This window comes from Flavobacterium sp. C3NV (assembly GCF_046825355.2).
Classification (GTDB): domain Bacteria; phylum Bacteroidota; class Bacteroidia; order Flavobacteriales; family Flavobacteriaceae; genus Flavobacterium.
In genome coordinates, this window is the sequence record NZ_JBKQBJ020000009.1 from 65,133 (window position 1) to 85,149 (window position 20,017).

At 34.4% G+C, this 20,017-nt stretch carries 21 protein-coding genes; 19 read left to right on the plus strand and 2 right to left on the minus strand.

Annotated elements, in window-relative coordinates:
• Positions 1–225 precede the first annotated feature (225 nt).
• The 10 genes from ACIDC4_RS14205 (at position 226) to ACIDC4_RS14250 (ending at position 9,520) form a co-directional block, all read left to right on the plus strand.
• Positions 226–795, plus strand: a complete 570-nt coding sequence (locus tag ACIDC4_RS14205; RefSeq protein ID WP_412045168.1) for an NfeD family protein — start codon at positions 226–228, stop codon at positions 793–795.
• Positions 796–806: 11 nt separating this feature from the next.
• Positions 807–2,324, plus strand: a complete 1,518-nt coding sequence (locus tag ACIDC4_RS14210) for a flotillin family protein (protein ID WP_412045151.1) — start codon at positions 807–809, stop codon at positions 2,322–2,324.
• 121 nt (positions 2,325–2,445) lie between these two features.
• Positions 2,446–3,333 carry a DMT family transporter gene (locus tag ACIDC4_RS14215; protein ID WP_412045152.1) on the plus strand — a complete coding sequence of 296 codons (888 nt, stop codon included), beginning with the start codon at positions 2,446–2,448 and terminating at the stop codon, positions 3,331–3,333.
• A 337-nt stretch (positions 3,334–3,670) separates the two neighbouring features.
• Positions 3,671–4,378 (plus strand): HAD family hydrolase, encoded by a 708-nt coding sequence (locus ACIDC4_RS14220; protein WP_412045153.1) that lies wholly within the window; start codon positions 3,671–3,673, stop codon positions 4,376–4,378.
• Entirely contained in the window at positions 4,378–5,007 is a 630-nt protein-coding gene (locus ACIDC4_RS14225; protein ID WP_412045154.1) for a CatA-like O-acetyltransferase, read from the plus strand. The genes ACIDC4_RS14220 and ACIDC4_RS14225 overlap by 1 nt, the downstream gene beginning before the upstream one ends.
• A 102-nt stretch (positions 5,008–5,109) precedes the next feature.
• On the plus strand, positions 5,110–6,237 hold the full coding sequence (locus ACIDC4_RS14230; protein WP_412045155.1) for an OmpA family protein: 1,128 nt from the start codon (positions 5,110–5,112) through the stop codon (positions 6,235–6,237).
• A gap of 155 nt (positions 6,238–6,392) precedes the next feature.
• On the plus strand, positions 6,393–7,874 hold the full coding sequence (locus ACIDC4_RS14235) for a hypothetical protein (RefSeq protein WP_412045156.1): 1,482 nt from the start codon (positions 6,393–6,395) through the stop codon (positions 7,872–7,874).
• Positions 7,875–7,950: 76 nt separating this feature from the next.
• A complete protein-coding gene (locus ACIDC4_RS14240) occupies positions 7,951–8,469 on the plus strand; it encodes a ferritin (protein ID WP_065451911.1) in 519 nt (172 codons plus the stop codon).
• 81 nt (positions 8,470–8,550) lie between these two features.
• A complete protein-coding gene (locus ACIDC4_RS14245; protein ID WP_412045157.1) occupies positions 8,551–8,736 on the plus strand; it encodes a hypothetical protein in 186 nt (61 codons plus the stop codon).
• A gap of 91 nt (positions 8,737–8,827) precedes the next feature.
• On the plus strand, positions 8,828–9,520 hold the full coding sequence (locus ACIDC4_RS14250) for a DUF2461 domain-containing protein (protein WP_412045158.1): 693 nt from the start codon (positions 8,828–8,830) through the stop codon (positions 9,518–9,520).
• Between the two features lie 115 nt (positions 9,521–9,635).
• Here the strand turns inward: ACIDC4_RS14250 and ACIDC4_RS14255 are convergent, their stop codons facing one another.
• A complete protein-coding gene (locus ACIDC4_RS14255) occupies positions 9,636–9,968 on the minus strand; it encodes a single-stranded DNA-binding protein (protein WP_078006701.1) in 333 nt (110 codons plus the stop codon).
• 180 nt (positions 9,969–10,148) lie between these two features.
• Between ACIDC4_RS14255 and ACIDC4_RS14260 the strand changes: the two genes are divergently transcribed.
• The 4 genes from ACIDC4_RS14260 to ACIDC4_RS14275 are packed head-to-tail and all read left to right on the plus strand — an operon-like array spanning position 10,149 to position 15,313.
• Positions 10,149–11,678, plus strand: coding sequence for a carbon-nitrogen hydrolase family protein (locus tag ACIDC4_RS14260; protein ID WP_230033834.1), 1,530 nt, complete (start codon positions 10,149–10,151; stop codon positions 11,676–11,678).
• Positions 11,675–12,022, plus strand: coding sequence for a hypothetical protein (locus ACIDC4_RS14265; protein WP_194617984.1), 348 nt, complete (start codon positions 11,675–11,677; stop codon positions 12,020–12,022). The genes ACIDC4_RS14260 and ACIDC4_RS14265 overlap by 4 nt, the downstream gene beginning before the upstream one ends.
• A 6-nt stretch (positions 12,023–12,028) precedes the next feature.
• Complete coding sequence (locus ACIDC4_RS14270; protein ID WP_412045159.1) at positions 12,029–14,422, plus strand: M28 family peptidase; 2,394 nt, start codon at positions 12,029–12,031, stop codon at positions 14,420–14,422.
• Positions 14,423–14,446: 24 nt separating this feature from the next.
• On the plus strand, positions 14,447–15,313 hold the full coding sequence (locus ACIDC4_RS14275) for a tetratricopeptide repeat protein (protein ID WP_412045160.1): 867 nt from the start codon (positions 14,447–14,449) through the stop codon (positions 15,311–15,313).
• A gap of 57 nt (positions 15,314–15,370) precedes the next feature.
• Here the strand turns inward: ACIDC4_RS14275 and ACIDC4_RS14280 are convergent, their stop codons facing one another.
• Positions 15,371–15,766: a rhodanese-like domain-containing protein gene (locus tag ACIDC4_RS14280; RefSeq protein WP_412045161.1), complete on the minus strand. Its 396-nt coding sequence runs from the start codon at positions 15,764–15,766 to the stop codon at positions 15,371–15,373.
• A 145-nt stretch (positions 15,767–15,911) separates the two neighbouring features.
• Between ACIDC4_RS14280 and ACIDC4_RS14285 the strand changes: the two genes are divergently transcribed.
• The 5 genes from ACIDC4_RS14285 (at position 15,912) to ACIDC4_RS14305 (ending at position 19,953) form a co-directional block, all read left to right on the plus strand.
• Positions 15,912–16,814: a LysR family transcriptional regulator gene (locus ACIDC4_RS14285; RefSeq protein WP_230033844.1), complete on the plus strand. Its 903-nt coding sequence runs from the start codon at positions 15,912–15,914 to the stop codon at positions 16,812–16,814.
• Complete coding sequence (locus ACIDC4_RS14290; RefSeq protein ID WP_412045162.1) at positions 16,799–17,248, plus strand: GNAT family N-acetyltransferase; 450 nt, start codon at positions 16,799–16,801, stop codon at positions 17,246–17,248. The genes ACIDC4_RS14285 and ACIDC4_RS14290 overlap by 16 nt, the downstream gene beginning before the upstream one ends.
• 298 nt (positions 17,249–17,546) lie before the next feature.
• Positions 17,547–18,404, plus strand: coding sequence for an NAD-dependent epimerase/dehydratase family protein (locus tag ACIDC4_RS14295; protein ID WP_412045163.1), 858 nt, complete (start codon positions 17,547–17,549; stop codon positions 18,402–18,404).
• A 232-nt stretch (positions 18,405–18,636) separates the two neighbouring features.
• Positions 18,637–19,113: a methylated-DNA--[protein]-cysteine S-methyltransferase gene (locus tag ACIDC4_RS14300; RefSeq protein ID WP_412045164.1), complete on the plus strand. Its 477-nt coding sequence runs from the start codon at positions 18,637–18,639 to the stop codon at positions 19,111–19,113.
• 126 nt (positions 19,114–19,239) lie between these two features.
• Positions 19,240–19,953 carry a 3'-5' exonuclease gene (locus tag ACIDC4_RS14305; RefSeq protein WP_412045165.1) on the plus strand — a complete coding sequence of 238 codons (714 nt, stop codon included), beginning with the start codon at positions 19,240–19,242 and terminating at the stop codon, positions 19,951–19,953.
• Positions 19,954–20,017: the final 64 nt, after the last annotated feature.

Below are 20,017 nucleotides of genomic sequence, written 5' to 3' on the forward strand. Positions count from 1 at the left end.
CTCTTGCGTACCTACGGCACGCTGAATATTTTTAATTCATGTTTTTCTACCAACCTGTAGTGCCTAACGACACATTTTGATTTCTTGGTTTTCGGGCACTCAAAGAATCAATCAAGATGTGTTATATAATTCCTGATATTTTACTCGATAATTATTCTACAAATTAGTTTTCTTTCATAAAAAGTAAGATATTAGCGCCTAAATCGTTCTAAAAAAGCTAAAATGATGGAACTGCTAGATAGTTTACCCACCTTACTTAAATCTTTTTGGTATATCGCTATTCCAACAAGTATCATTTTTATTATTCAGACCATTATTACCTTTACCGGTCTTGACGTAGCCGATGGTTTTGATACTGATTTTCATGCAGATATGCACGACGGAGGTTCAGACTTTCAGCTTTTTTCATTGCGAAACCTTATTAATTTTTTATTAGGGTTTAGCTGGACCGGAATTTCTTTTTATACTCTAATTGGCGATCAACCGGTATTGCTCATCATTGCTTCATTTATCGTTGGGGTTTTATTTGTTGTCTTATTCTTTCTGGTTATCAAACAAGTACAAAAATTAGCCGAAGACAATTCGTTTAAAATCACCAATACATTAAATAAAACTGCCGAAGTTTATTTGACTATTCCCGAAAACAAAAAAGGAAAAGGCAAAATTATGATTAGTGTCAATGGCGCCTTTCACGAGCTTGAAGCCATGACCGAAAATGACCGAATCCCTTCCGGAGCAGTAGTTAGAGTAGTAAAAATAGAAAATAATAATATTTTAATAGTAGAATCCATTTAACATAACCAAGCATGAACCCAATTATTTTAATTGCAGTTGCGGCAATCGTTTTATTCGTAACAATTTCGGCATTAATTTCAAGGTACAAACGTTGTCCTTCTGATAAAATCTTAGTCATTTATGGTCGTACCGGTGGAACATCGGCAAAATGTGTTCACGGAGGTGGTGCTTTTATCTGGCCGGTGATTCAGGATTATGCATTTTTAGATTTAAAACCGCTTTCGATCGAGGCTAACCTGACCAATGCTTTAAGCAGACAAAACATTAGAGTCGATGTTCCTTGTCGATTTACTATTGCAATTTCTACAGAAACTGACAGCATGAATACGGCTGCAGAAAGACTTTTAGGTTTATCATCAGAACAAATTCAGGAACTGGCAAAAGATATTTTATTCGGACAATTACGTTTGGTAATTGCAACGATGACTATTGAAGAAATCAATTCTGACCGTGATAAATTTTTGGATAATATTTCGAAAAACGTTGATAGTGAACTAAAGAAAATTGGTTTAAAATTAATCAACGTAAACGTTACCGATATTAAAGACGAGTCTGGTTATATCGAAGCTCTTGGAAAAGAAGCGGCTGCAAAAGCCATCAACGAAGCAAAAATCAGCGTTGCTGAGCAGGAAAAAATTGGAGAAACCGGTAAGGCTCTTGCCGATAGAGAAAAAGATACTCAAATCGCTGAAACACACAGAGACAGAGACGTAAAAATCGCTATCACGCAAAAAGACAGAGAAATTAGTATTGCAACTGCCTCTAAAGATGAAACCATTGGAAAAGCAGAAGCTGCAAGAGATACAAGGGTAAAAACATCTGAAGCCAATGCAATTGCAATTCAGGGAGAAAATGAGGCTAAGATAGCTATTGCAAATTCTGAAGCTTTACGTAGAGAAAAAGAAGCAGAATCGTTGCGTATTGCGATAACTGCCGAAAAAGTGCAACAAGCGAGAGCATTGGAAGAATCGTATGTTGCTGAGCAAAAAGCCGAGTTAGCGCGTTCTGAAAGAGAACGTTCTACACAAATTGCGAACATTGTAATTCCTGCTGAAATTGCCAAACAAAGAGCGATTATCGAAGCACAGGCTGCTGCCGAAACCATAAGAGAAAATGCAAAAGGAGAAGCTGATGCGATCTTTGCAAAAATGGAAGCAGAAGCAAAAGGTCTTTTTGAAATATTAACAAAACAAGCCGAAGGTTATAAAGAAGTTGTGGCTGCTGCAGGCGGAGATCCGAGCAAAGCTTTCCAATTATTATTATTAGAGAAACTTCCTGAACTGGTTAAAACTCAGGTTGAAGCCGTTAAAAACATCAAAATTGATAAAATTACGGTTTGGGATTCTGGTAACGGACAAGGCGATAACGGAAATTCATCGACTGCAAACTTTGTTTCAGGAATGATGAAAACCGTTCCTCCATTAAATGACTTATTTAATATGGCCGGACTTAATTTACCTTCTTATTTAAAAGGTGAAGACACTCCCGAAGTTCCTCCAACAATTGCAGTTGTAGAAAAAGAAGAATAATAATTCATTCTATTATCAAAAAGCGCGAACCGATTAAGATTTTTAATTGATTCGCGCTTTTTGCTTTCAAAGTATTCATTTTGTAAAGTATCTTTGAAAAATAATACGTGAATATATACTAATGAAAATCACCAAACCAAGATTAGCTTTAATTGGCGGAATACTTTGTATTTCGATTTTTCCAATATTAGTTAAACTTAAATTAGCACCAGGATTAATCTCGGCTTTTTATCGCATGGCTTTTGCCCTGGTTTTACTCTTGCCTTATGTCCTGATTACCAAAAATTTTAAACTTCCAAAGACTAAATATGTTTTATTAGCGGCTCTTTGTGGTCTTTTATTTGCATCCGATGTTGCGGTTTGGAATATCGCCATTCAGGATTCAAGTGCTACTCAGGCCTCTTTATTGACGAATTTATCTCCTGTTTGGGTTGGGATTGGTTCTTTTTTCTTTTTAAAATCAAAACCCGCCACCAACTTCTGGATTGGAACAGTTGTTTCATTATTCGGAATGGTTACTTTGGTTGGTTTTAGTTTTTTTCTGGAATTAAACTTCAATCAGGCCTTTTTGTTTGCCGTTTTATCCGGGATTCTTTATTCTATTTATCTTTTAGTGAGTAAAAATGTCCTTTCGCATGTTGATGTTCTATCCTTTATGACCATTAATTTAATTGCTTCAAGTATTTATTTAGGGATACTTTGTTATGCCTTAAACGAACCTTTTACCGGATTCTCAGATACTGGTTGGTTTGTATTACTCCTTCAGGCGGTAATGTGCCAATTGTGCGCATGGCTTTCTATTAGTTACGCCACACAACACATGCGCGCTACGAGAGTTTCATTAAGTTTATTGAGTCAGGCGGTAATTACATCTATATTAGCTTGGTTGTTTTTAGAAGAACAAATAACTTTACAAATGGTTTTTGGCGGCATCATTTTGCTATTCGGAATTAGAATCACTTTTTACGACAAGACTATTTCATTAAAAAAACTGTTTACTAAGAATTAGCATTGAGAAATGGCCCACGGATTTTACTGATTAAATGGGTTTACGCTGATTGGTTTTTATCTGGTTGCAAAAAAATTCTCTCGCAGATTGGGCAGATTGAGCAGATTTGTTTAAAATAATTCGTGAATTCGTGGCCAAAAAACAGCGCACGGATGACACAGATTTAAACGGGTTTACGCTGATTGCTTTTTATTTGGTTATGAAAAAATTCTCTCGCAGATTGGGCAGATTGAGCAGATTTTTTTTTAATCATTCTAATCTTTTATCCCGATAGCTATCGGGAGTGGCAAAAAAAACTTGAAACAAAGAAAACTCGAAACTAAAAAACAACATCTTTATGTTACATAGAAACAAAATACCAAACTTAAAAGTAATCGCATTTGATGCTGATGATACTTTATTTGTGAATGAGCCTTACTTCGAGGAAACGGAGCATAAATTCTGTGCTTTGATGGAAGATTATCTTTCGCATCAGGGAATTTCACAAGAATTATTTAAAATCGAAATTGACAATTTACCTTTATACGGTTACGGAATCAAAGGTTACATTCTGTCGATGATCGAAGCGGCAATGAATATTTCGAACAATACTATCCCAATTGAGGCTATTGCAAAAATCATTCAGTACGGAAAAGAATTACTCGAAAAACCTATCGAACTTCTGGACGGAGTCGAAGAAACTTTGCAGGCTTTACACGGAAAATACAAATTGGTTGTTGCCACAAAAGGAGACTTAAAAGATCAGCACAGCAAATTACATCGTTCAGGTTTGGGTCATTATTTTCATCATATCGAAGTAATGTCAGACAAACAGGAAATCGATTATGAAAAGCTATTAGGCCGTTTAGACATTCAGGCCCATGAGTTTCTGATGATCGGGAATTCATTAAAATCTGATGTTTTACCCGTTTTAGGACTTGGAGGTTACGCCGTTCATATTCCGTTTCACACTACTTGGGAACACGAAAAAATTAGTCATAAAGTCGAACACGAACATTTTAGTTCATTCGAAAAAATTACTGAAGTACTTCAGAACTTATCATAATGAAAACACTTTTAGATTTAGAAAACTGGAATCGTAAAGAACATTTCCAGCACTTTAAACAAATGGAAGAGCCTTTTTTTGGCGCAACCGTAGAAATTGATTGTACCAAAGCTTATCAAACAGCCAAAAGCCTTAAAGCTTCTTTCTTCATCTATTATCTACACAAAACATTGGTTGCGGTAAATGCAATCGAGAATTTTAAATACAGAATTGCCGATGACAAGATCTATATTAATGATCGTGTTGATGCATCGGCAACAATTGGGCGCGAAGATGGTACTTTTGGTTTTTCTTTAATTGAATACAATCCTGATTTTAAAATATTCGAACAAAATGCTTTAGCCGAGATTGAGCGCATTCAAAACACAACCGGGCTTTTTACTAGATCATTCGATGATGACAATCTGATTCATTTTTCGGCAATTCCGTGGTTGAATTTCACTTCGCTTTCGCACGCACGCAGTTACACATTTCCAGATAGTTGCCCTAAAATTTCCTTTGGAAAAATGATTACTTCAGAGGCAGGAAAAAGAACTATTGCTATGTCAGTCCATGTACATCATGGCTTGATGGATGGTTTGCATATGGGCCAATTTGTTGATTATTTTCAGGAATTAATGAATGGCTAAAACCAAATTTAACCTTATTCTGTTGTTATAAAAACTTATACTGGAGAATAATTCTTACAATATATTGTTTGTTTGGGGTGAATTTAAAAATCTCAAATAATAATGAAAAAAATTGTAATTATTTTAGCGTTTTCACTGGGTTTCAACAATCTACATGCGCAAACAGAAAATACCTCAAATGGCTATAATAAATGGTCTATTGAATTAGGTGGAGGTTTTACTAAACCTCAGCGACCATTATCTGCAGGTTTCTCTACAGATACTCCAAGTCCTTGGGTTGGTGAAGCAGGAGTTCGTTATATGTTTAATAACAAGTTTGGATTAAAACTTGATTATGGTTACCACAGTTTCACTAGTGGAGACGATTCTATGGACTTTGATTCAAAATACCAAAGATTAGACTTACAAGGAGTTGCTAACTTAGGCCGCATCATGAATTTCGAAACTTGGACTAATACTTTTGGTTTATTAGGACACGCTGGTTTTGGTGTAGGTCAGTTAAAAAGTGATAATTTTAGAGGAAAAGACTGGACAGGTAACTTTATTGCCGGTATAACTGGACAAATAAGATTATCAAACAGAATTGCTTTAACTGGAGATTTCTCTTCTATTCTAAACGCATCACAAGATCATACTTTTGATGGCGCTTATGTTGGCGAAAACAGAGGTTTTTCAGGACTTATTTTTAATGGTACAGTAGGTTTGCAAGTTTACTTAGGAAAAAATACAAAACATGCTGACTGGACTGTTCTTTCTGAAAATGTTGATCTTACAGCTTATGACAACAAACTTGCTGAACTTGAAGCTCAGATCAAAAACATTCCATCAAAACAAGTTATCGTAGAAAAACCTGTTACAACGAATGTGGTAAGTGATAAAGACATTGTAAAAGAAATGATCAATGACAAATATTACAGTGTTTATTTTGATTTCAACAAATCAACTCCAATCGAAAATTCTACTGCAGCAATTGATGTTGTTTTAACTTACTTAAGAAAAAACCCATCTACTTCTATAGATATATTAGGTTATGCTGATCAGGTTGGAAAATCTGAGTACAACGAGAAATTATCAAATGCAAGAGCTACTAATGTTAAAACTATCTTAGAAAAAGCAGGTATTGCATCTTCAAGATTAAATGTTGTGGCTAACGGAGCTGATACATCAATCCAAAAAGATTCTGAAGAAGCTAGAAGATTAGCAAGAAGAGTTACTTTTAGAGTAAGATAATAATCTTAATCAAAAAATAAATCAAGCCCTAAAGGAAAATTTCTTTTAGGGCTTTTTTTTAGGACTTTACGAAACAAAAGAAATGCTTTTACGGATACTATTTATTAGAGGATATTTTAATTAAATTTGGAATAATATTTGTGCTCCAATTAATTATGAAAAAGCTTCTACTTTTCTCGCTCCTCCTCTATCAATCAATACTATTAAGCCAAACAGTATTAAATACTTATCCATTAAATTTAAATAATCCATTAGAGAATGGTCAGGCTTTAAATATCGAGGATGTAAAAACTCATGACATTTACGTTTTTGCAGCAGATGATAAAAAAATCAATATTTTAAAATATAATAAATCGTTATTTCTGACCAATCAGTTTTCAGATACGCTAAGGAATGTAGATTATCGAACTTTAATTGGACACAGTATTAGTGAAGATGGAAATCCAACACTTTACTGGAGTTCACAAAACAGAAGAAACTTAAGAATCATAAAATACTATCTGGATACCAAAACTTCCAGGGCTTTAAATTTTGATTTTCCTGAAAACATCGAATATTTTGTCACTACATTTCAAAAAGACAATACTTTCTACATTCTTGGAAAAGAGAGAAACCAACAACATTTGATTCTTTATCAGTTTCAGAATGGAAAATGCGAAATCAAAATGTTTGATTTTTCCGGTATGCCATTTCAAAATGAAAAAGGACAAAAATTTACCTTTAGCTCACTTATTCGATATTTTCCACTTCAGAAAATGGAATCAGGCGATTTTAATTCTTTAGATAAAACGAGTGGTCTTAACAAGATGTACATACTTGACAATCAAATTATTTTAACATTTGATTACAACTCAAAACAAACACAAGTAATGAGTCTTAATCTGGAAAATGGCGAGATTACAGAGAAAAATTTTGAGCAGCCTGTTTCAAAAAACCCCTCTAAATCTTCGAATTCATTTTACAGTCAAAACAAATTATTTCAGGTTAAGGCAAGCAAAGACGAATTCTTATTTGATATAAAAGATTTTGATTCGCAAAAATCGATCAAAAGCGTTTCAATTTCAAAAAATGATACGATACGCTTTAAAAACTCCCCGATTTTTCTTCAGCTAAATAACGAAAAACCGCAGGAATTAAAAACGACAGGAAAGTTTCTCAAACAATTGTATAATTTGAATGTTGGTGTTTCTGTTTTTCAAAACAAGAACAATAACGTAGTAACGTTTGGCGGATTTATTGAGCATATTTATTCTTCTTTTGCGTACAGCCCATTTGACAACATGTCTTTAAGAGGTTTTGATGACATGGGAGTTCAGCAGTATTCACAAAGTAAAATGGTTTCTTTTGATGCGATGTTAAATGCTAACAATGAATTTGTAAACAACCCGCAACAAGAACCTTTAGCAATCGACAATATTTTTTATTTTCTAAGTATCAACAAAAATGTAACTCTTCAAAATATTCTTAAATTAAAAGATTATTACATCCTGAGCTATTATGATAATGTTTTAAAACAGTTTGTATTACGCAAATTTACAGATGGTTTTATTAGAGAAGACAATGGAAATCCGATCATGAATAAGTCTCAATTCTCGAGACCGGCTAAATTCGACAAGCTTAAATTTATTGAGAATTAATCCAAATGTATCCTCTTTACCGCTTTCAAAAAACCGGAACCAATTATTTTTTCTAACTTTACAAAAAAGTCACATTATGTTATCGAAAAATATTGAAGCAGCTTTAAACAAGCAAATTCGCATAGAGGCAGAATCTTCGCAAACCTACCTTTCTATGGCTTGTTGGGCCGAAGTACACGGATTAGAGGGAATTGCACAATTTATGTATACCCAATCAGACGAAGAGCGCGCACATATGCTTAAACTAGTTAAGTATATCAACGAACGCGGAGGTCACGCTCAGATTACCGATCTTAAAGCGCCAAAAACATCTTATTCTACATTCAAAGAAATGTTTGAAGCACTTTACAACCATGAGATTTTTGTTTCAGAATCTATCAATGAATTGGTACACATTACTTTTTCAGAAAAAGATTATGCAACACATAATTTCTTACAATGGTATGTAGCAGAACAAATCGAGGAAGAAGCAACAGCTAAATCTATCTTAGATAAAATCAACTTAATTGGTGATGACAAAGGAGGACTATACTTGTTCGACCGTGATATTCAGCAATTAACAGTGACAAGCTCTATTGCTATCAATCCAAAATAAAAAAAGTTAAAGTTTATTTAGAATACTTAAAAATAACTATTTTCTTTTATATTTGTCTCTGTTTTTAAATACGGAGGAAAATTGAGCAAGAAAGAAAAAGATAAGGACAAGAAAAAGGACAAAAAGAAAAAGAAGAAAAAAGAGCTTCTTGACAAGATTAAAAACTTGGAAAACTACAAATCTTCTTGTTGTGAGAAATACAAAAAGAGTGAAAAGAAACGTTGCTCTCGCTGTCCTATGTTTGATTTATTCAAAAAAACTGCTTAACTAAAATATATAAAACCCACCAAGAAATTTGGTGGGTTTTTAGTTTATATTGCAGTAGTCTTGTATCTTTAAAAAGTACCCCATTTTAATTATGAAAAACGACATTATAATTCCGAAATCAAGTCTTGATTTTTTGACTAAGCTTAAAGAAAATAACAACAAGCCATGGTTTGACGCTAATAAACCTGAATATTTAAAAGAATTAAATCATATTGAAACCTTTGCAGGAGCTTTACTTGAAGAACTCTCTAAAACTGATGTTCTTGAAACGTCTTCGGGTAAAAAAAGCGTATACAGGATTTATCGCGACATTCGGTTTTCTAAAGACAAAACTCCTTTTAAAACCTTTTGGGGCGGCAGTTACACAAGAGCAACAAGTGCAAGACGCGGCGGTTATTATTTTCATATCGAAAAAGGCAACAGCTTTTTTGCCGGTGGTTTTTGGGGACCCAATGCTGCAGACTTAAAACGCATACGAAGCGAATTTGCTCACGATGCCGCACCAATGAATAAAATATTACAATCGAAATCCTTTGTAAAAACTTTTGGAACTCTACAGGGTGAACAACTCAAAACAGCACCAAAAGGTTATGATATCAACCACGAAGCCATAGATTTGCTTCGTTACAAACAGTTTTTGATCATCAAACGTTTTACAGATGAGGAAGTTTTAAGTCCGTTATTTTTAGAACAGGCTTTAGACACCTGCAAAAATATGAGACCTTTTTTCGATTATATGAGCGAAATACTTTCAACCGATATCAATGGTGCTTCTGTTTTATAATGGCATTGCAACACAAAATTAAACCCGACAGGTTTTTAAAACCTGTCGGGTTTGCTAAGTATGCCGTTATTGGTATAAAAACCTTTTCGGACTCAAATGTAAATTTGAATAAACGTTATCTGCTAAGCAATAAAATTTCATTGACAATAACTTCGGTCACATATCTTTTTTCACCGTTTTTGTTGTCATAACTTCTGTGGGTTAGTTTTCCTTCAACAGCGACTTCTTTCCCTTTTACTACATATTTTTCGATAATTTCAGCAGTTTTACCCCAGGCAGTTACACGATGCCATTCGGTTTGTTCTACTTTTTCACCTTTATCATTGGTGTATTTTTCGTTTGTAGCAATCGTTAGATAGGCTAATTTTCTTCCACTTTCTAAAGTTCTGATTTCCGGATCGTTTCCTGCGTTACCAATTAATTGTACTCTGTTTTTCATTGCATTCATGGCGTATAATATTTAAATGTTCGTATATAAAAAGAATTCGTTTATCAAATTCAACAGGGCAAAGATGCGACGGACTCTAAAAAATAATCGGTTATAAACTAATTACTTTCGGTTGTAACTATTTGTAAGCGTTTGTAAATGGAAATATTTTTCCGTATATTTAACAGAAATCATACTACAATGCAAACAAAAATCAATAAAGTCGAATTAAGAAATTTAGAATTCGACGACTATCAGCAGTTAAAAAATTCAATGGTTGAATCGTATCCTGAAATGGCGAATTCATACTGGAGATCTAATGATATTAAAAAATTACTCTCAATATTTCCTGAAGGCCAACTGGTTATACTAGTTGACGGTATAGTTGTAGGATCGGCATTATCGCTAATTGTCGACGAAAAATTAGTAGACAAAAGACACAATTACAGACAAATTATTGGCGATTATACTTTTTCAACCCATAATCCAGATGGGGAAATATTGTACGGTATAGACGTTTTTATCCATCCTAATTATCGCGGTTTGCGTTTAGGCCGCCGTTTATATGATGCGCGTAAAGAACTTTGCGAACAATTAAACCTAAAAGCGATTGTTTTTGCAGGAAGAATTCCAAATTATGCTCAACACGCCAAAAAGATGACACCAAAAGTGTATATCGACAAAGTAAAACATAAAGAATTACACGATCCGGTACTTTCATTTCAGTTGAGCAATGATTTTCACGTTTTACGAATTATCAAAAATTATCTTGAAGGCGACGAAGAGTCGAAAGAATTCGCTGTTCTTTTAGAATGGAATAACGTTTACTATGACGAAAGTCCGAAATTAATTAATCTTGAAAAAAGTGTTATTCGTTTAGGATTGGTACAATGGCAAATGCGCCAGTTGAATAATCTGGAAGAATTTTTTGAACAATCAGAATTTTTTATTGATGTTGTTTCAGGTTACGGAGCTGATTTTGCTTTGTTTCCGGAACTTTTTATTGCGCCTTTAATGGCCGATTACAATCATTTATCTGAAGCCGAAGCCATTCGTGAACTTGCCCGATATTCTGATCCTATCAGAAAGCGTTTTCAGGAATTTGCCATTTCGTATAACATCAATATTATTACCGGAAGCATGCCGCTTTTAGATAATGGGAACTTGTACAATGTTGGTTTTTTATGCAAAAGAGACGGAACATCAGAAATGTATACCAAAATTCACGTTACACCAAACGAAGTACAGCATTGGGGAATGAAAGGCGGATCGCACTTTAAAACCTTTGACACAGATTGTGGTAAAATTGGAATCCTGATTTGTTATGATGTTGAGTTTCCGGAACTTTCGAGAATAATGTCTGACGAAGGAATGAATATTTTATTTGTCCCTTTTTTAACCGATACTCAAAATGCTTATACACGTGTAAAACATTGTTCGCAAGCCCGTGCCATCGAAAATGAGTGTTATGTAGCCATAGCAGGTTGCGTGGGTAATTTACCAAAAGTGAATAATATGGACATTCAATATGCGCAGGCATCTGTATTTACGCCATCGGATTTTGCTTTTCCGAGTAATGGTATAAAAGCGGAAGCAACCCCAAATACCGAAATGACATTGATTGTTGACGTCGACTTAAATCTATTAAAGCAGCTTCATGAACACGGAAGTGTACGAATTTTAAAAGACAGACGAAACGATTTGTACGAGATTAAAAAGCTAGTGCCATGAAAACATGTCTTGAATGTTCCGAAAAACTTGTAGGCCGCGAAGATAAAAAATTCTGTTCAGACAGCTGTAGAAATGCCTACAACAATAAAATAAATAAAGACAGTACTAATTTCATGCGTAATGTAAACAACAAATTACGAAAAAATTACCGTATTTTGTGTGAATTAAATACTGATGGAAAATCTAAAGCAACAAGGGATAAAATGATCAATAAAGGTTTTGATTTCGAATTCTTTACCAATATCTTGCAGACCAAAACAGGGAATACCTACTATTTCCTGTATGATCAGGGATATCGATCTTTGGACAATGATTATTTTATGCTTGTTAAAAAAGAAATATAGTACGTAATGAAGAAAAACCCCACCTCAATTCTGGCCATAGTCTGCATTTTAGCAATTCTTGGCATCATATACGCCTCGATGATGCCGCAATGGATCTCAAAAGATGAAGAAGCCCTTGCTGATTTTTCTACCGAAAGAGCGCTAAACCAAGTCGAAATTATTGCGCAAAAACCACATTATGTTGGTTCGACCAATCATGAACTGGTTGCCAATTATCTTAAACTTGAACTCAATCGAATTGGACTGGAAACCTCTATTCAGGAAGGTTTTACACTTAACGACAAAGGATTATTAGTAAAATCTAAAAATATTCTGGCCCGTATAAAAGGAACTGATAGCTCAAAAGCGCTATTACTTTTATCTCATTACGACAGTGCTCCACATTCATTTTCTAAAGGTGCAAGCGACGATGCTTCAGGAGTTGCTACTATTTTAGAAGGGATTCGTGCTTTTTTATACGCCAAGCAGCCCCATAAAAACGATATTATTATTCTTTTTTCTGATGCCGAAGAATTGGGTTTAAACGGAGCCGCTCTTTTTGTAAACAAACATCCATGGGCAAAAGAAGTTGGACTTGTCATCAATTTTGAAGCAAGAGGTTCTTCCGGACCAAGTTATATGCTGATGGAAACCAATAAAGGAAATCAGGCACTTGTAAAAGAATTTGCAAAGGCAAAAACCCAATATCCGGTTTCGAATTCGCTGATGTACAGCATTTACAAAATGCTTCCCAACGATACTGATTTAACTGTTTTTAGAGAACAGGGAAATATTCAGGGTTTCAATTTTGCTTTTATCGACGGACATTATAATTATCATACGCAGCAAGACGATGTTCAGCATTTAAGCAAAACCACACTAAAACATCAGGGAACGTATTTAATGCCTTTATTAAAATACTTTTCGAATGTTAATCTCAATGAAACCAATTCTACAGAAGATGATGTGTACTTTAGCGTTCCGTTCTCTTTTATAAGTTATCCATTTACATGGGTTTTCCCAATGACGATCATTGCTTTAGGCCTATTGATTGTTTTTATTTTTATAGGAAAAGCCAAACGCGTTATTACCTTCAGAGAAATTTTCAGAGGATTTGTTCCGCTTTTAGGCGCCATCACTATTTCAGGATTAGTTACCTTTTTAGGATGGAAAATCCTGCTTCAAATTTATCCGCAATATTCAGATCTCCTTAACGGATTTACTTATAATGGTCACGCTTATATTGGTGCTTTTGTAACGTTAAGTATCGCCATTTCTTTTGCTTTCTACCATCATTTTTCAGAAGCAAAAATCACAATGAATCATTTTGTAGCACCGCTGCTGCTTTGGATTATCATCAATGCATTCCTGGCAAATAGTTTAACCGGCGCAGGATTCCTTATTATTCCGGTCTATTTTGGAATTATCTTATTCGGAATTTTTGTCATTACCCAACACTATAGTTTGGGCGTAAATTTATTATTCAGCATTCCTGCATTGGCGATTATTGCGCCTTTCATTGTAATGTTTCCTGTTGGCTTAGGTTTAAAAATTCTTTTTGGAAGTGCTATCCTAACCGTTTTACTTTTCGGCTTATTACTTCCCGTATTTGGTGACTTCTTCAAAAAAGGAGCCTGGACGATGTTCTTTTTTGCCGTTTCAATCGGATTCTTTATTTATGCCGGTTACCATTCAGGTTACGAACATGGTGAAGCAAAATCAAATAGTTTATTATATGTTTATAATGCCAATACCAACTCGGCAGTATGGACTACGTATGATGTAAACTTAGACGAATGGACTAAAACTTATTTGGGAGAAAAAAATCAAAAAGCCGTTGGTTTAAATTCATTGCCACTGGCCAGCAAATACAATTCAGGTTTTACCTATAGCGCGATTGCTCCTGTGGTTGCCCTTCCAAAACCAACGATTGCTTTCTTAAAAGACAGTGTTGTAGGCAATAACAGATATTTAAAAATTAAAATTAGTCCAAACAGAAAAGTAAATCGTTACGATATTTATGCGAATCCTAAAATGACCTTTTTTAATTTTAAAGCCAATGGTGTCGCAACTTCGGGAGAAAAAGGAAACCGTTTAGAAAGAGATGGCGGAAAAATATTATGCTATTATGTAGTAGGCAATGAACCGCTTGTAATGGATTTCTACATCAATAAATCTTCTGTTTTTGATATGGATTTAATCGAAAGTTCATTCGATTTAATGACCAATCCATTATTACAAATAAAACCAAGAAGCGACTGGATGATGCCAACTCCTTTTGTTTTAAATGATGCCGTTTTAATTCAACAAAAAATAAAAAAATATACAGCGCCAGTAGCTACTCTTGCACCTGCAACCGCAGTAAAAGACAGCACTGTTATTGCAAAAGACAGTTTAAAACCTGTTGTAAGACCAGAATAAATAAACTTTTCTAACCTAACCATTATGAAGAAAACATTTCTGCTTTTTATTACTTTAAGTTTTTTCAATGCTAAGAGTCAGACCTTAGAAGAAAAAATAGCTGCTAAAGCTTGCACTTGCCTGGAAAAAAGCAAAGAAGTAAATGAAGAAATCTACAGAAATTGTTTGACCAACTCAATGGCAGAAATAGTTTTGCAAGATAAAGATGCGAAAGTAAGAGAAGGCATCAATACGGTGGAAGGAATCAAGAGTTTACTTCAAAAATCTGATGAAACTATTGCAAAGACCTGTTCGAAGTTTTTACCAAAAGCATCTGAAAGCAAATCAGATATTTATTATAGTGATTCTAAAAATGAACAGGCACAAAATTCTTATATTATTGCAAAAGATTTTATGCAGGCTCAAAACTATAAATTAGCGATCGAAGGTTTGCAGCTTGCATTAAAACAAGATCCCAATTTTGTTTTGGCACTCGATGATATTGCAGTTTGCTACAGACAATTGGAAGATTACGATAATGCTGTAAAGTATTATAAAAAATCATTGGATATTTATCCCGAAGGAGAATATGCCTTAATGAATATTGGTGTAGTTTATTCGCTAAAATCTGATTACAAAACGGCTATCGATTATTATGAAAGGCTTATAAAATATCAGCCCAACAATGCTGAAGGCTATTTTGGCGCCGGAAAAAACTACCTGCAACTCAACAATGACGAAAAAGCATTGAGCGATATTTTTATAGCCCACAGAATTTACACCGAAAATAAATCAGAATACGCAAAAGACACCGAAATGCTTATGGGGGCTATTTATCAAAAAATGGTAAAAGAAAACAAAGAAGGCATTTTCAAAAAAATTGCGGCAGAAAACAATATTGTCATCGAATAATTTCGATTTAAATATAAAAAAAGGGCAAACTTTAAAATTAAAGTTCGCCCTTTTTCGTTAACAGGCACATTCAATTTTCAAACCAGCTTTTACTCCGTTTGTTCCTTCGGTGGCATAACCGTCAAACTTCCACCACTCGATTCCTCCCATCAATTCTTTTACTTTAAATCCTAATTTTGCCATATTCAAAGCGCCCCTTGTAGATGCATTGCAGCCAATTCCGTCGCAATACGTCACGTACAAAACATCTTTATCCAAATGTTTTGTAGTTTCAGCCGTCATTTCTCTGTGCGGAATATTAATGGCTGTTGGAATATGTTCAGCTTCAAAACCAAATGCTTTTCTTGCATCGATTACAATTACTTTCTCGCCATTGTTCAAAACATCAAATAAATCCGAAGGATCCATTTCGAAGGCCAGTTTATTTTCGTAGTGCTTAATTTGTGCTTCCATTTTTCAGTTTTTAAGGTTTTGTTTTTTCAAAAGTAATTCAACAGCACATTCTATAAAAACGAAAAGAATTCATCAACTTGATTACTTTTTTTCATAGAAAACCCAGTCTAAAATTTTGTTCCTTTGTAGTTCTAATTCCCAAAAAATGGAAATCCGTCATTTAAGATTAATAAAAGCAATTGTTGAAGAAGGAAGCATCACCAAAGCGATTGATAAATTGCATTTGACGCAATCGGCCTTGAGCCATCAACTCAAAGAAGCCGAATACCAATTGGGAACTCCTGTTTTTTTGAGAACCAATAAAAAGCTGGTTTTGACCAAAGCCGGTGAAAAAATCTACGAATTGGCCAATGAAATTTTGGAGAAACTCTCGCAAACCGAATCTCAAATCAAACAAATGGTATATGGAGAACACGGCGAAATAAGAATTAGTACCGAATGTTTTTCGAGTTATCACTGGCTGCCACCGGTTTTAAAACAATTTCATCTTTTATATCCTAATGTTGAACTGAAAATTGTAACCGAAGCCACTCATATTCCGCTGCAAAAGTTATTAGAAAACACCATTGATATCGCGATTATCAGCGATCAGATTAAAGACAATAACATCAAATACATTGAGCTTTTTCAGGACGAAGTCGTAATGGCAGTTTCTGAAAACCATGCCTGGGCGAATAAAAAATACGTGGTTGCCGAAGATTTTATCAACGAACACCTATTAATTCATTCCCTGCCCATGGAAACCGTGACGATTCATCAGTTTGTTTTGGCTCCAGCCAAAGTAACTCCAAAGAAAATAACGCCACTACCTTTAACCGAAGCCTCTCTGGAAATGGTTAAAGCCGATATGGGCGTAATGTCGATGGCAAAATGGGCCTTGTTACCACATTTAAAAAACAACCCGATAAAAGCCATTAAAATTGGAAAAAACGGTTTGAAAAGAAAACACTTTATTGCCATACGCGAAAACGAACAATATCCGGATTACTTTTATCATTTTATTACCTTTTTACAAAACGAAATCAACCTGCAATGGAATATTCAATAAGAAATTGCGAAATAGCCGATGTGCCAAAATTGGTTGTTTTATGCCAGAAACACGCTGAATTCGAAAGAGCCGATTATTCTCCGGAAGGAAAAGAAGAAGGTCTAAGAAAAGCATTATTTGGCGAACAATCCAAATTATATTGTTTGGTCGTTGCTACAAAAGAAACCATCGTAGGTTATGTATCTTATAATTTTACCTACTCAACCTGGAGCGCAGCCGATTTTTTGTATATGGATTGTTTGTTTTTGGAAGAAAGTGCCAGAAATTTCGGGATTGGTGAAGTTTTAATCAACAAACTAAAAGAAATCGGAAAGAATAATAATTGTGTCAATATGCAGTGGCGAACGCCTCAATTTAATGAAAGAGCTATAAAATTCTATCAACGAATTGGTGCAAAAGGAAAAGATAAAGTTTGTTTCTTTTTAGATTTGTAATATAATTGAAGCTAAAATTATAAATTGAATAGCGTCCAGCTTTAGCTGGATGTAAAATATAGTTACGGAAAAAGGCTTTAGCCAACTAATCTTGTTTTGGCTAAAGCCTCTTTCTCTTTAAATCTTATTTCTCCAGCTGAAGCTGGAGCCTATTCAAAAAAAATTGCGACTTTGCCTTTACTTTTCAACCTTAATGATAATTTCTCACAAGTTGCGAAAACACTATTTTTTTAAAATTTAATTTTAAGACTGGAATCTTTGTCCCTTTGTATCTTTGCAACTCTGAACCTTAAAAAAAATGAAAAATATAAGCATATTAGGCTGCGGCTGGCTAGGTTTACCTTTAGCGAAAACCTTAATCGAAAAAGGATATTTGGTAAACGGTTCTACAACTTCTGAAAGTAAATTGCAGATACTAGAAAATGCTGGAATAAATCCGTTTGTTGTCATCCTGAGCGATCCCGAGGCTTCGGGAGAACGAGCGCTTGAAAGCGAAAGTGTTTCAAAAAGCATACATGCTTTTCTTGATGATAGTGAAATCTTAATTATAGATATTCCGCCTAAATTACGAGGAACGAATGCTGATTCATCTCAATCTTCACGAAAGATTTTTGTTGAAAAGATCCAAAATTTAATTCCGTTTATAGAAAAATCAACAGTAAAGAAGGTGCTTTTTGTGAGTTCAACTTCTGTTTATGGAGATGAAAACGGAATTATTACAGAAGAAACTATTCCGAATCCTGAAACCGAAAGCGGCAAACAATTGCTTTTGGCAGAAGCGCTTCTTCAAAAGAATCAAAATTTCGAAACTACTATTTTACGTTTTGGCGGTTTAATTGGTGAAGATCGTCATCCGGTTAAATTTTTGGCAGGAAAAGAAAACCTCGAAAACCCGGACGCTCCGGTAAACTTAATTCATCAAAAAGATTGTATTAGAGTTATCGAAGAAATCATCCATCAATCAAAATGGAATGAAGTTTTTAATGCCGTTGCGCCTTTTCATCCCACAAGAGAAGAATATTACACTCAAAAAGCAAAAGAACAAAACCTGATTTTGCCAAAATTTAGTGCCGAAAAATCGAATATCAAGAAGATTATTTCAAGTGAGAAGATTGAAAATACTTTGAATTATAAGTTTAAAATAGAAAACTATTAAACCTTTATAATTTTCACCATATAAGTTATATAAGTTCATTTAAACCAAACTACAAAGCTTTGTGACCTCCTAAATAAACGTTTTTTTTGACCGCAGCAAACTTTGTAAACTCTGTGAAACCTCTGCAGGCTTTGTGGTAAAAAACTTAAATCTTAAATTTACTTATATAACTTACATGGTTTAAAAAACTTTGCGAACTTTGCGTAAACCCTTTGCGGTTAAATAAAAAACTATGGAAACAGTATATATCAATTCACCTTTAGGAATCACCAAAATTATTGGAGATGAAGATGGCGTTACTATAATTTCTGTTTCTGATGTTGGCATCAATGAAGTTTCTCAGGAAATTCCAGAAGTTTTAAAAGAAGCCGTTTCGCAGCTTCAGGAATACTTATACAAAAAAAGAACTGATTTTACTTTCAAACTAAACCCAAAAGGAACTGAATTTCAGCAGAAAGTCTGGAAATCCTTATTAGAGATTCCGTACGGAAAAACAGTAAGCTATATGGATCAAACCAAAAAACTGGGCGATGTAAAAGCGATTCGTGCCGTTGCATCGGCAAATGGTAAAAATCCGTTATGGATTGTGGTTCCCTGTCATCGCGTTATTGGTACAAATGGATCTTTAACGGGTTATGCAGGCGGTTTATCCCGTAAAAAATGGCTAATCGAACACGAAAACCCCACTACACAACAGAGTTTGTTTTAAAATACAAATTTTACAGATTTACACGAATTAAAATTATAGCTTTATATTTACAAAAAGTAAGTTCGTGTAATTGTTTTACTCAAAGTAATCTATGCCAATTAGTGTAATTCGTGTTAAACTAAAATTATGATTGAAAAAATAAACCTCAATAATATTTTATTTCTGGATATAGAAACTGTTCCGGAAGAAGAGAACTTTAATTCGCTTGACGCGGAAATGCAATCGCTTTGGGATCATAAAACACAATACCAACGAAAAGACGATTTTACACCTGAAGAATTTTACGACCGCGCCGGAATCTGGGCAGAGTTCGGAAAAATTGTTTGTATCTCGGTTGGTTATTTTACAATCAAAGGCGATATCAGGAATTTTAGAGTAACATCGTTCTTTGGCGATGAAAAGAAAATTCTAAAAGACTTTAATAATCTAATCAACAATCACTTTCATCAGCCGCAACATCTTTTATGCGGACATAATGCGAAGGAGTTTGACATTCCGTTTATTGCCCGACGCATGATCATTAACCAGATTGCAATTCCGGACAAACTGAATTTATTTGGTAAAAAACCTTGGGAAATTCCACATTTAGATACTTTAGAATTATGGAAGTTTGGCGATTATAAACACTTTACTTCTTTAAAACTACTGACTAAAATTCTGGGAGTTCCATCACCAAAAGGCGATATCGACGGAAGTCAGGTAGGTCATGTATTTTATGTCGAAAAAGATATTGACCGAATTGTTACGTATTGCGAAAAAGATACTATTGCCGTGGCTCAGATTTTCCTGCGTTTACGTCGTGAAGATTTATTGATTGATGATGAAATTATTCATGTATAGCTTTTCTAAGCTACTAAGGTACTGAGTTGCTAAGATGCTAAGGTATTTTTCATGAACTTATCTA

Bases quoted from the DNA above. Each gene is read 5' to 3' on its own strand.
- ACIDC4_RS14205 (WP_412045168.1), top strand. From the start codon at position 226: ATGGAACTGCTAGATAGTTTACCCACCTTACTTAAATCTTTTTGGTAT.
- ACIDC4_RS14210 (WP_412045151.1), top strand. From the start codon at position 807: ATGAACCCAATTATTTTAATTGCAGTTGCGGCAATCGTTTTATTCGTA.
- ACIDC4_RS14215 (WP_412045152.1), top strand. From the start codon at position 2,446: ATGAAAATCACCAAACCAAGATTAGCTTTAATTGGCGGAATACTTTGT.
- ACIDC4_RS14220 (WP_412045153.1), top strand. From the start codon at position 3,671: ATGTTACATAGAAACAAAATACCAAACTTAAAAGTAATCGCATTTGAT.
- ACIDC4_RS14225 (WP_412045154.1), top strand. From the start codon at position 4,378: ATGAAAACACTTTTAGATTTAGAAAACTGGAATCGTAAAGAACATTTC.
- ACIDC4_RS14230 (WP_412045155.1), top strand. From the start codon at position 5,110: ATGAAAAAAATTGTAATTATTTTAGCGTTTTCACTGGGTTTCAACAAT.
- ACIDC4_RS14235 (WP_412045156.1), top strand. From the start codon at position 6,393: ATGAAAAAGCTTCTACTTTTCTCGCTCCTCCTCTATCAATCAATACTA.
- ACIDC4_RS14240 (WP_065451911.1), top strand. From the start codon at position 7,951: ATGTTATCGAAAAATATTGAAGCAGCTTTAAACAAGCAAATTCGCATA.
- ACIDC4_RS14250 (WP_412045158.1), top strand. From the start codon at position 8,828: ATGAAAAACGACATTATAATTCCGAAATCAAGTCTTGATTTTTTGACT.
- ACIDC4_RS14255 (WP_078006701.1), bottom strand. From the start codon at position 9,968: ATGAATGCAATGAAAAACAGAGTACAATTAATTGGTAACGCAGGAAAC.
- ACIDC4_RS14260 (WP_230033834.1), top strand. From the start codon at position 10,149: ATGCAAACAAAAATCAATAAAGTCGAATTAAGAAATTTAGAATTCGAC.
- ACIDC4_RS14265 (WP_194617984.1), top strand. From the start codon at position 11,675: ATGAAAACATGTCTTGAATGTTCCGAAAAACTTGTAGGCCGCGAAGAT.
- ACIDC4_RS14270 (WP_412045159.1), top strand. From the start codon at position 12,029: ATGAAGAAAAACCCCACCTCAATTCTGGCCATAGTCTGCATTTTAGCA.
- ACIDC4_RS14275 (WP_412045160.1), top strand. From the start codon at position 14,447: ATGAAGAAAACATTTCTGCTTTTTATTACTTTAAGTTTTTTCAATGCT.
- ACIDC4_RS14280 (WP_412045161.1), bottom strand. From the start codon at position 15,766: ATGGAAGCACAAATTAAGCACTACGAAAATAAACTGGCCTTCGAAATG.
- ACIDC4_RS14285 (WP_230033844.1), top strand. From the start codon at position 15,912: ATGGAAATCCGTCATTTAAGATTAATAAAAGCAATTGTTGAAGAAGGA.
- ACIDC4_RS14290 (WP_412045162.1), top strand. From the start codon at position 16,799: ATGGAATATTCAATAAGAAATTGCGAAATAGCCGATGTGCCAAAATTG.
- ACIDC4_RS14295 (WP_412045163.1), top strand. From the start codon at position 17,547: ATGAAAAATATAAGCATATTAGGCTGCGGCTGGCTAGGTTTACCTTTA.
- ACIDC4_RS14300 (WP_412045164.1), top strand. From the start codon at position 18,637: ATGGAAACAGTATATATCAATTCACCTTTAGGAATCACCAAAATTATT.
- ACIDC4_RS14305 (WP_412045165.1), top strand. From the start codon at position 19,240: ATGATTGAAAAAATAAACCTCAATAATATTTTATTTCTGGATATAGAA.